General features: G+C 52.9%; 7 protein-coding genes and 1 pseudogene. 2 read left to right on the top strand and 6 right to left on the bottom strand.

Features of this window, described 5'->3' with window-relative positions:
* Positions 1-2: 2 nt before the first annotated feature.
* On the bottom strand, positions 3-755 hold the full coding sequence (locus tag MRY16398_RS16655; protein WP_071194846.1) for an alpha/beta fold hydrolase: 753 nt from the start codon (positions 753-755) through the stop codon (positions 3-5).
* A 174-nt stretch (positions 756-929) separates the two neighbouring features.
* Complete coding sequence (locus tag MRY16398_RS16650) at positions 930-1,190, bottom strand: malic enzyme-like NAD(P)-binding protein (RefSeq protein ID WP_232034342.1); 261 nt, start codon at positions 1,188-1,190, stop codon at positions 930-932.
* Positions 1,191-1,242: 52 nt separating this feature from the next.
* Between MRY16398_RS16650 and MRY16398_RS16645 the strand changes: the two genes are divergently transcribed.
* Entirely contained in the window at positions 1,243-2,247 is a 1,005-nt protein-coding gene (locus MRY16398_RS16645) for an IS110-like element IS5075 family transposase (RefSeq protein WP_000427614.1), read from the top strand.
* 246 nt (positions 2,248-2,493) lie between these two features.
* On the opposite strand, the pseudogene MRY16398_RS16640 reads toward MRY16398_RS16645, so the two are convergent.
* From MRY16398_RS16640 to MRY16398_RS16625, 4 genes and pseudogenes are all read right to left on the bottom strand, one after another.
* Positions 2,494-3,942: pseudogene (locus MRY16398_RS16640) on the bottom strand (NAD-dependent malic enzyme); the annotation flags it as partial.
* Between the two features lie 184 nt (positions 3,943-4,126).
* A complete protein-coding gene (locus tag MRY16398_RS16635) occupies positions 4,127-5,065 on the bottom strand; it encodes an AEC family transporter (protein ID WP_047370704.1) in 939 nt (312 codons plus the stop codon).
* Between the two features lie 215 nt (positions 5,066-5,280).
* The gene (gene fumA / locus MRY16398_RS16630) at positions 5,281-6,930 is read right to left on the bottom strand and encodes a class I fumarate hydratase FumA (protein WP_071194848.1); all 1,650 of its coding nucleotides are present in this window, start codon (positions 6,928-6,930) and stop codon (positions 5,281-5,283) included.
* A gap of 90 nt (positions 6,931-7,020) precedes the next feature.
* Positions 7,021-8,532: an anion permease gene (locus MRY16398_RS16625; protein ID WP_039079340.1), complete on the bottom strand. Its 1,512-nt coding sequence runs from the start codon at positions 8,530-8,532 to the stop codon at positions 7,021-7,023.
* Positions 8,533-9,168: 636 nt separating this feature from the next.
* Here MRY16398_RS16625 and MRY16398_RS16620 point away from each other — a divergent pair.
* Positions 9,169-11,952, top strand: coding sequence for a flavocytochrome c (locus MRY16398_RS16620; protein ID WP_125124836.1), 2,784 nt, complete (start codon positions 9,169-9,171; stop codon positions 11,950-11,952).
* Positions 11,953-11,990: the final 38 nt, after the last annotated feature.

Raw genomic sequence — 11,990 nt, 5'->3', positions numbered from 1 at the left:
GGCTATTCGTGCGCGGTGCAGAACGCGGCCAGCGCGGCGGCAAGGGCGGGTGGGTTCTCCCACGACATATTGTGCCCGCAGTCGGCCAGTTCCACCGTGGCGATCCCCATGGCGCTCAGTTGCGTAAAATCAGCATCTGGCAGGGATTCTGCGCCAAACAGCAGGCAGATGGGCTTATTGAGTTTAACAAACATTTCAAACCACTGATTGCCGGTAATCAGGCTGGATGCGCCACGCCAGACGGCCCAGGGGGCGGCGGCCGATAAACTTCCGGTCCAGGGGTTTTTATAGTTGTTCATCATGAGCGCATAGACATGGGTAATATAAGTCTCTTCATCGACCCGACAAATCTGGCGGCTAAAAAATCCCCCATCGGGGCGGAAGTTGGGCTCCGAGACTATCAGACCACGTAAACCGCTAAGTTGGGTTGCGGCTTCAATGGCAATACTGCCCCCCATGCTATGTCCATACAGGAAGTAATCATCAAGCTGTAAATGGGCGATCAGTTCGCAGACAACAGCGGCTTGTTCACTGATGGAGTAGCGAAATTCTTTTGGTTTCTCGCTATAACCGTAACCTGGCAGGTCAATCAGGATGGCGCGTCGGCCCTGGAAGTTTTTATCGCAGACCACGCGGGGGTACTCGTAAGAGGAGGCGCAGCCAAGGCCATGCACAAAGACCAGCGGCACACCGTCGCCGGGGAGATCTAACCAGCGGACAACACAACCGGCCTGGGTAGAGAAAAATGCGTTCATCGGTTTTTCCTTGTGATGACGTTTTTTGCGCGCGCCGACAGCATCCACGCAACAGCATGAGACCGCTATCATTGTCCTCCGTTTAGGGTATGTCAAAAATTATAAAACCTGCCATGTTTACTCACGGTCTACGGCCTGAAAGCAGGGGAGATCCTTTCCCCTGTCTGCGCGGGTTTAGAACGAGGCGCGTTTATAGGGAGCGTATTGCGCTTCCCAGAAGGTTTTCTCGATTGCCGCATGCAGTTCGTCGTCGCTGGCCTGCGGGGCAACGCCATCCTGCTGAGCCGCACGCGCAGTGGCTAACGCAATGGCGCGTGAAATCTCACCAATATCTTCCACTGCCGGTAACAGGCCGCCGCGCTCCAGGGTGGCCTGCGGTGAATGGGCGGCCAGCGCCTGGCTTGCGGCCATTAACATATTTAATGAGATGGTCACTCCCTCCTTCCCAGTACTATGCTGAGGACAGGCTTTCATTCGGAGAACCATCATGGAAAACATTGCGCTTATTGGTATCGATCTGGGTAAGAACTCTTTCCATATTCATTGTCAGGATCATCGTGGGAAGGCCGTTTACCGTAAAAAATTCACCCGACCAAAGCTAATCGAATTTCTGGCGACATGCCCAGCAACAACCATCGCGATGGAAGCCTGTGGCGGTTCTCACTTTATGGCACGCAAGCTGGCAGAGTTAGGGCATTTTCCAAAGCTGATATCACCGCAATTTGTCCGCCCATTCGTTAAAAGCAACAAAAATGACTTCGTTGATGCTGAAGCTATCTGTGAAGCAGCATCACGTCCATCTATGCGTTTCGTGCAGCCCAGAACCGAATCTCAGCAGGCAATGCGAGCTCTGCATCGTGTCCGTGAATCCCTGGTTCAGGATAAGGTGAAAACAACTAATCAGATGCATGCTTTTCTGCTGGAATTTGGTATCAGCGTTCCGCGAGGTGCTGCCGTTATTAGTCGACTGAGTACCCTTCTTGAGGACAGTAGTTTGCCTCTTTATCTCAGCCAGTTACTGCTGAAATTACAACAGCATTATCACTATCTTGTTGAGCAGATTAAAGATCTGGAATCTCAGTTGAAACGAAAGTTGGACGAAGATGAGGTTGGACAGCGCTTGCTGAGTATTCCCTGCGTTGGAACGCTGACTGCCAGTACTATTTCAACTGAGATTGGCGACGGGAAGCAGTACGCCAGCAGCCGTGACTTTGCGGCGGCAACAGGGCTGGTACCCCGACAGTACAGCACGGGAGGTCGGACGACATTGTTAGGGATTAGCAAGCGGGGCAACAAAAAGATCCGAACTTTGTTGGTTCAGTGTGCCAGGGTATTCATACAAAAACTGGAACACCAGTCTGGCAAGTTGGCCGACTGGGTCAGGGAGTTGTTGTGTCGGAAAAGCAACTTTGTCGTCACCTGTGCTCTGGCAAACAAGCTGGCCAGAATAGCCTGGGCACTGACGGCGCGACAGCAAACTTACGAAGCATAAAGGCAGAAATACACCAGTTTAAACAATCATTCATCTGGTTTTGCGAATACTGATATTGATGATACAAACGGCCCACCGGCCTGTTGAGGAACCTGTAAAACGGAAAGGCTCGCTGAAGCCGTATATTTTCTGGAGGTTCATCAGGCGCGGAACTCATCGAGGCGCGGGAATAAAATCCCATTCAGACGCCGGATAGATTCAAGCAAGCCAACTTATCGTCAAAATCGGTGTTGCAAAAACGGGAGTGACCATAGATTCCGTTACCCGCTTTGCGTTACCGGCGAGGATCCCAAGCCCCAGCCCTGGGAAAATGTAGGCGTTGTTGCACTGGGCAATCTCGTAGACCGCGCCATCGTAATGCACTGGCGCAAACGGGCTGCCGGTGGCAATCAGCGCCGCGCCCTGGGTCCATTCAATCAGGTCACGCGGCTGCGCTTCCGCCCGGGAGGTCGGGTTGGAGAGCGGCATAATGATCGGGCGCGGACAGTGGCTGTACATCTCTTTGACGATCTCTTCGCTGAACAGGCCCGGCTGACCGGAAACGCCGATCATGACCGTCGGGTGGGCGTTACGCACCACATCCAGCAGAGAGATATTGTTCTGCTCCACATCCCAGTGGGCGATAGCCTCGCGCGGGGTCACCAGTTTTTGCTGGAAATCGAGCAGGTTCGGCATGTCGTCCGTCAGCAGGCCAAAGCGGTCGACCATAAAGACGCGGCCGCGCGCCTGGGCTTCGCTTAAGCCTGTTGAGACCATGTAAGCAATGATTTTTTCCGCAATGCCGCAGCCTGCGGAGCCACCGCCTAAAAAGACGATCCGCTGATCCTGTAAATTGACGCCTGCGGTACGCGAGGCGGCGATCAGGGTGCCCAGCGTAACGGCGGCGGTGCCCTGAATGTCATCATTGAAGCAGCACAGTTTATCCCGGTAGCGGTTGAGCAATTTCGTCGCGTTCTTCTGGGCGAAATCTTCGAACTGTAAGAGGACATCCGGCCAGCGGGCTTTGACGGCATCGATGAACATGTCCATAAATTCCATGTACTGATCATCGCTAATACGCGGATGCCGCCAGCCCATATAAAGCGGGTCGTCCAGGCGTTGGGCATTGTTGGTGCCAACGTCAAGCATGATAGGCAGGGTAGTAGCCGGGTTGATGCCGCCGCAGGCGGTATAGAGTGAGAGTTTGCCAATGGGAATCCCCATTCCGCCCACGCCCTGGTCGCCGAGGCCCAGAATGCGCTCACCGTCTGTCACCACAATGACGCGGATATCGTTACGTGAAAATTGTTGCAGCATCTCATCAATCTGGTGGCGGTTCGGCCAGGAGATAAACAGGCCACGGGCCCGGCGATAGATGTCGGAGAAATGCTCGCAGGCTTCGCCCACTGTCGGGGTATAAATGATCGGCAGCATTTCGCTTAAATGCGTGCGCACCAGGTTATAAAATAATGTCTCGTTGGTGTCCTGAATATTGCGCAAATAAACATGTTTTGAAATATCACGTTTGAAATCGCAAAACTGCGCCCATGCCCGGTCGGTTTGTTCTTTAATAGTTTCTACCGTGTCAGGGAGCAATCCATTTAAATTGAGTGCCTGGCGCTCTTCCTGGGTAAACGCCAGCCCTTTATTTAATAATGGGGTTTCCAGCAATACTGCGCCAGTATAGGGCGTGTACAGCATCTCTTTTTTTAACATGTTACGACTCCTGAATAAACACATACCTTGCCTGCAAAAACGGCAACGTATTGCCGCTATTAATGAGGTCGCCTGGTGTTGATGAAGTTACGCCATGCCATTCTAATCGCACATGGCGCAGACTTTGGGTTTGTTTAATTTATTAAAACTTTAATTAGTTAAATAACATCTGTTGATACTTGATTTATGAAACCAGATATATCATGAACCCTTCGGTTATAACGCCCAGCGCCGTTCCTAATAATATGGACGATGACGCCGATTCGACATAAGTATCACTGCGCAGGGCAAACATCCCGGCGGCAATAGCCGAAGGGGTGGCGCCAATAATCACGACTTGCTGCATCAGCGTATGATTCAGGCCGAACGCTAAGCCGGCAACGGCCATCATGATCGGCTGAATTAAATTTTTAATACCAATATTGGTACAGGTCTGAATGTTGAAAGAAGGGCGCTCGCCGTAAAACAGCAGACCGAGTGCGAAGAGCGATAAGCCACCGGCGATTTTGCCTACCATCTCAATCGGCGAGCTGAGCAGATGCGGCAACTTCACGCCCGCCAGGCTCAGCAGAATACCGGTTACCGGGATCCAGACGATAGGGTTACGCGCCGCTTTCCACAGATTTTGCAACACCATTTTCACCGGGTTCAGGTCTTCGGTGTGGTTTTTATCGCCCATACGGATAAGGACAATGGTCAGCGGAATCATAAATACGCTGGTCACCACGTTGCCAATTAGCACGCCTAAAAAGCCTTCCGGGCCGATTAATACCGCCAGTACCGGCGCGCCAAAATAGGCCATATCCGGGAAGGCGCAGACCAGTGATTGTATGGCGCTGGTCTTAATATCGTGACGAAACACAAAACGGGACACAAGCAGGGTAAATAAATAAGATCCCATCAAACCAATAACCAGCACTGCCATAAATGACAGATTCTGTATTTTCTCCGGGTCAGTATTTAATGCGCCAATAAAAAGATGAAAAGGTAGAGCGAAACGGATAACCACAGATGCCATGACATTCGCATCTTCACGTTTGGTATAGCCTAATTTTCCACTCAACCAACCTAATACCATGATGAAAACTAAAGGGAACAAAGATTGAAGTAAAATCGATTGCATAAATTATCCTGTGCCAATGTTTTATTATATGGGTACTGACAGTGGATAATTTAGCGGTCTCTTCTGTAATAGTGAGTGACGGTAGTCACACTCACTCCGCTTTAAATAATTACAGAATGCTTACTTTAGTTTAATTAGTGAGGGGAGATGATGTGCTAATAATATTGCTTTTGCGGAAAATCGCAAGCCGGAAAATACCGGCCTGCGTAAGATAATTATTTCATTGCACAGTTAGCGCATTGTTTATTCTGGATCTGCTGGAAAAAGTCATTGCCTTTATCATCAACCAGAATGAAGGCCGGGAAGTCTTCCACCTCGATTTTCCAGATAGCTTCCATTCCCAGCTCCGGGTAGGCCACACACTCAAGGCTTTTAATACTCTGCTGCGCCAGTACCGCCGCCGGGCCGCCAATGCTGCCGAGGTAAAAGCCGCCGTGTTTATGGCAGGCATCGGTCACCTGCTGGCTGCGGTTGCCTTTTGCCAGCATCACCATGCTTGCACCCTGCGCCTGCAACTGATCGACATAAGAGTCCATACGTCCGGCAGTGGTCGGGCCGAGGGAGCCGGAGGCATAGCCTTCCGGTGTTTTCGCCGGGCCTGCGTAATAAATCGGATGATCTTTCACATACTGCGGCAGTTCTTCGCCACGGTCGATGATCTCCTGTAATTTCGCATGGGCGATGTCGCGGGCGACGATGATCGTGCCGGAGAGGGAGAGGCGGGTGGAGACCGGATGCTGTGACAGTTGTTTAAGAATGTCAGCCATCGGTTGATTGAGGTCGACTTTTACCGCATCGCCTTCGCCCGCTTCGCGCAGTGCCTGCGGAATGAATCTGCCCGGATTCGACTCCAGTTTTTCAATCCAGATACCGTCGCGGTTAATTTTGGCTTTGATATTGCGATCTGCTGAGCAGGAGACGCCCATGCCCACCGGGCAGGAGGCGCCGTGGCGCGGCAGGCGAATCACCCGGATATCATGAGCGAAGTATTTCCCGCCGAACTGCGCGCCGAGGCCAAGATTTTGCGCCTCGATCATCAATTCTGCTTCCAGTTGCGTATCGCGGAACGCCTGACCATGTTCATTGCCTTCGGTCGGCAGTTCGTCATAGTAATGGGTGGAGGCGAGTTTGACCGTTTTCAGGGTGGATTCCGCAGACGTTCCGCCAATCACGAAGGCGATATGGTACGGCGGGCAGGCGGCAGTACCGAGGGTACGCATTTTTTCCACCAGATATTTTTTCAGCTTCGCCGGGGTGATCAGCGCTTTGGTTTCCTGGTAAAGGTAGGTTTTGTTCGCCGAACCACCGCCTTTCGCCATACACAGGAACTTGTACTCGTCGCCATCGACGCTGTAGAGATCAATCTGTGCGGGCAGGTTGGTGCCGGTATTCACCTCTTTGTACATATCCAGCGCCGCGTTTTGCGAGTAGCGCAGGTTATCTTCGGTATAGGTGTTATAGACGCCGCGCGTCAGCGCCGCTTCATCACCACCGCCGGTCCACACGCGCTGGCCTTTTTTACCCATAATGATCGCCGTGCCGGTATCCTGGCAGGTCGGCAACACGCCTTTGGCGGCAATCTCAGAGTTACGCAGGAATTGCAGCGCCACGTACTTGTCGTTTTCGCTGGCATCCGGGTCGGTCAGAATAGTGGCTACCTGCTGCTGGTGCGCCTGACGCAGCATAAAGGCGGCGTCGTGGAAGGCCTGTTGCGCCAGCAGGGTGAGTGCCTGCGGCTCAACTTTCAGTATCTGCTGCCCCTCAAACTCGGCAACAGAAACATGCTCGCGGCTGAGGAGATAATATTCCGTATCGTCATGCGCCAGCGGGAAGGGATCCTGATAGTAAAACGGTTTCGTCGACATAGCTCTCTCGCTTTTTGTAAGGTTAGAGCCGCATACATCCATGCGGCAGCGACAAAAAAACGCCGCCGGAGCGTGTCCGGCGGCGAGGAATCAGAACATCATGGAAATCCACGGATAACCAATCAGCAGCAGGGCGGCCAGGAAGATGGCACCGAAAATGGTCCCCAGACGCCAGTAGTCTTTGGTGGGCAGGTAGCCGCTACCGTAGTAAATCGGGCTCGGGCCGGTACCGTAAGGGGTGATAATCCCCATCACGCCCAGCGAGGTGACCATCACCAGCACGAACACTTGCATGTTCATCCCCGGAATGGTTGACGCGATGGTCAACATGGCGGGCAGCAGGGCGGTGGTGTGCGCCGTGGTACTGGCGAACAGGTAGTGCAGCAGATAAAACGCCAGCAGCAGAACAATGGTCGCCACGCCCGGTGAGACATTGCCCATCAGCGAACCGCCTTCTTTACCCAGCCATGCGATAAACCCGGTGGAGGAGAGGCCATCTGCCAGCGCCACCAGAGTGGCAAACCAGACGAAGGTGTTCCATGCGGCTTTGTTGCTGGTGATGTCGTTCCACTCCAGCACGCCGGTCCATAACATCAGCACGATAATAAGCAGTGCGGCGAGGGCCGGTTCCAGCCAGTTGGCGGCAAAGATCCACATCACCAGGGCGGAGCAGACGAACACCAGCAGCAGGATTTCGTTGCGCGACAGTTTGCCCAGTTTTTCCAGCTCACGACTGGCCCACAGCGGCACTTCATCGTTCACTTTTACTTCCGGCGGGTAGAACCAGTAGGCCAGCAGCGGCATGGTCAAAATCAGCAGAATACCCAGCGGCAGGAAGGCCAGGAACCAGGTCCCCCAGGAGATGTCGAGCCCGGTAATGCTTTTCACCAGTGCCAGTGAAAGCAGGTTTGGCGCCAGCGCGGACAGGAACATGGAGCTTGTAATACAGGCGGCGGTGATCGCCACCCACATCAGATAGGAGCCAATTTTACGTGCGCTCGGATCGTTGGGTTTTGAGCCGTACAGCGGCGGCAGGTTGGCGATAATCGGGAAAATGGTGCCGCCACTGCGCGCGGTATTCGACGGTGTGAACGGCGCCAGCAACAGATCGGCGAAGGTAATGGCGTAGCCGAGTGTCAGGCTGCGACGGCCCAGATATTTCACCAGAATCAGCGCCAGGCGGCGGCCAAAGCGGGTCTTATCGTAACCGGCGGCAAACATAAAGGCGCCGAAGATAAGCCACACGGTGGAGTTGCTAAAACCGCTGACCGCCCACTTAAAGGACTGCGCGGCGAGTTTGAATTTAGGATCCACCAGTTGTTCCGGGCTGAACAGCAGCCACTGGCTGCACAGCGCAATCACGACAACACCGGTCATACCGATAACCGCGCCAGGCAGGGGCTCAAAGATAAGCCCGACGATCACACCCACGAAGATGGCGAAATAGTGCCATGCGAACGGCGGCAGACCTTGCGGAACAGGTACGAACAGCAGGAGTACTGCGACAATAACCGGTAGCGCCAGCATCAATAGCTTGCTCTGGTTACCACTCTTTTTACTACTCACCTGTGACGGTGCTAAAGCGGATGATTTCTCGTTCATAATAGCGTTCTAAGGTTGATAAGGATTCAGTTTTCACGCCAGACAATGGGAATTTAATGACTTTAGTTACAAAACTTTTTTTACTTATTAAATTCAACTCTGGCACGTTAAATAAATGGGTGTTTCCCGCAATAAGCTTTGCGAGGAATTAAAAATTGGGTCTGTTTCTATAATGCTGCTTTCGCTTTTTCGACAATTGATCGCGATCAAGAAAATTATCTAATGGTGTTATTGTATGCCGCCAATATAAAAAATAGCGGCATTTTGTGGTTTTTGCTGAATCGATACACTTTTTGTCAAACTTTGTGGATCTTAATTAAGATTTTTACCCGCATAATTTTTGTAAGATATTGATTTAATTGTATTTAATCTCTTTTATTTCAGCCTGTAGTACTTACTTGTTAGTAACTTGTAAGTTATATTTGTTAGCGCAAATGTTAATTCTATTTTATTTAAATAATAACACCTTTGAGTTAGCGATGTTATTGAGTGTATTAAATAGTTTTTTAACTAAAGTAAGCAATTAAGAAACTAAAGAAATTATTATATTAAAGACATGTATTCGGCAAAAACGACAACGAAAATAATGTCCGATAAGAATTCTCAAATTTCACTTTTAAAGTTTGGAGTTTATTTATGAGCCATTACTCGCAAATTCTCACCCCCTTTACACTACCGAATGGTACCGAGCTTAAAAATCGTCTGCTGATGGCACCTATGACCACCTGCACAGGCTATTTTGACGGTACGGTCAGCAGCGAGCTTATCGAGTACTACCGTGAGCGTGCCGGGGCTATCGGGGCGGTGATTGTCGAATGCTGCTTTGTTGACAGCCTGGGCCTCGCGTTCCCTGGCGCCATCGGGATTGATAACGATGCAAAAGTGGCCGGGCTGGCGAAAATTGCCGACGCCATTAAATCCAAAGGATCGAAAGCTATCCTGCAGATTTACCACGGCGGCCGCATGGTCGACCCGAAACTGATCGGTGGTCGCACACCGGTTGGCCCAAGCGCGCTGGCGGCACCGCGTGACGGCGCGGCTACCCCGGTCGCCCTGACAACTCAGGAAGTGGAAGAGATGGTCGCGAAGTTCGGTGACGCCGTACGCCGCGCTATTCTCGCGGGTTTTGATGGCGTTGAGTTACACGGCGCGAACACCTATCTCATTCAGCAGTTCTATTCGCCAAACTCCAACCAGCGTGATGACGAGTGGGGCGGCAGCCGCGACAACCGTGCGAAATTCCCGTTGGCGGTGCTTGAGATCACTCACAAAATGGTCCGCCAGTATGCGGATGACGCCTTTATCATCGGCTATCGCTTCTCGCCGGAAGAGATGGAAGTGCCTGGGATCCGCTTTGATGACACCATGTATCTGCTGGAAAAACTGGCCGCGCGTGGCCTGGATTATCTGCACTTCTCCGTTGGCGCAACGCTGCGTCCTTCCATTGTTGAGACCACCGATCCTACACCGCTGATTGAAAAATATGTCGCTCTGCGTTCCGAAACCCTGGCCCAGGTGCCGGTGATGGGCGTGGGCGGCGTGGTGAACGCGGCTGACGCACAGGACGCGGTTGACCACGGCTATGACCTGATTGCCGTGGGGCGCGCCTGCATTGCTTATCCGGACTGGACGGATCGCATCATGCGGGGTGAAACGCTGGAGCTGTTCATCGACAGCACCCAGCGCGAAGCGTTGACCATCCCGGAACCGCTGTGGCGCTTTTCGCTGGTGGAGGCGATGATCCGCGACATGAGCATGGCGGACAAAAAATTCAAACCGGGCGTGTACACCGAAACCGTACAGGATGATACCCGCGAGCTGGTGCTCAATATCAGCCTTGAAACCGACCGTATCGCGGATATCGAACTGCTGTCAGGCACGGGCGATGATGTGGATTTTGTCACCAGCTTTGATGAGATTCGTTCACGCATTCTGACCGCCAACAGCCCGCATGTGGATGCGATTTCCGGGGCAACCAGCCAGAGCGAATCGGTGAAAAAAGCCGTTTCCAAAGCGATGGTGAAATCGGGTAAAGCGCTGGCGCAGGAAGAGGGGGCGGACGACACCACGCCGAAAAATTATGATGTGGTGGTGGTCGGCAGCGGCGGTGCCGGACTGGCGGCTGCGATCCAGGCGCATGACGAAGGCGCACGCGTGCTGATTGTGGAGAAAATGCCAACCTTTGGCGGTAACACCATTAAAGCCTCCGCCGGGATGAATGCCGCAGAAACCCGCTTCCAGCGTGTGAAAGGCATTCAGGACAGCAAAGAGCTTTTCTATCAGGAGACGCTGAAAGGCGGCCAAAACCGCAACAACCCTGAGCTGCTGCGTTGCTTCGTGGAACATGCGCCGCAGGCCATCGAATGGCTGGCGAATCGCGGCATTATGCTTAACGACATCACCACCACTGGTGGCATGAGCATTGACCGCACCCACCGTCCGAAAGACGGTTCAGCGGTCGGCTGTTATCTGATTAGCGGTCTGGTTCGTAATGTGACGAAGCGCGGTATCGACGTGATGCTCGACACCTCGGTGGAAGAGATCCTCTGCGAGCAGGGTAAAGTGAGCGCGGTACGTCTGATCAATGACGAAAACGAAACCCTGACCATCGCGGTGAAAAGTGTGATTGTCGCCACCGGCGGCTTTAGCGCCAATAGCGAGATGGTGGTGAAATACCGCCCGGATCTTGACGGTTTTGTCACCACCAACCACAAAGGGGCGACCGGGGCCGGTATTGCACTGCTTGAACATATCGGGGCAGGCACGGTGGACATGGGTGAAATTCAGATCCACCCGACGGTGGAACAGAACACCTCGTACCTGATTTCCGAATCGATTCGCGGCGGCGGGGCGATCCTCGTTAACCAGCAGGGCAACCGCTTCTTTAATGAAATGGAAACCCGTGACAAAGTCTCCGCGCAGATCATCGCCTTGCCGGAACATTACGCTTACATCGTGTTTGATGAACACGTACGGGCGAAAAACAAAGCGGCAGATGAGTATATCGCCCGCGGCTTTGTCACCAGCGCCAGCTCACCGCGTCAGTTAGCGGAGAAACTGGGGATGGATTATCATGCTTTCCTGGCAACGCTGGAGCGCTACAACGGCTTTGTTGAACAGCAACACGACAGCGATTTTGGTCGTACCACCGCACTGCGTAACCCGATTAATGAAGGGCCGTTCCACGCGATCCGCATTGCGCCGGGGGTTCACCATACGATGGGCGGTGTAACCATTAATACTGAGACAGCGGTGCTGAATAAAGCGCAGCAGGTCATTCCGGGGGCGTTCGCCGCAGGCGAAGTGGCCGGGGGGATCCACGGTAGCAACCGCATCGGTGGTAATGCGGTGGCTGACATCATTATTTTTGGTTCACTGGCCGGGCACCATGCGGCAAACTGGGCGAAAGCGCAGGCCTGATGATAAGCCCCGGCAGAGACCGGGGCATTTTTTTAGGA

The sequence above is a fragment of the Phytobacter sp. MRY16-398 genome, assembly GCF_003925915.1.
Taxonomy (GTDB): Bacteria; Pseudomonadota; Gammaproteobacteria; order Enterobacterales; family Enterobacteriaceae; genus Phytobacter; species Phytobacter diazotrophicus.
The sequence above is the reverse complement of the archived record's forward strand: the minus strand, read 5'-3'. Positions and strand labels throughout refer to the sequence as shown.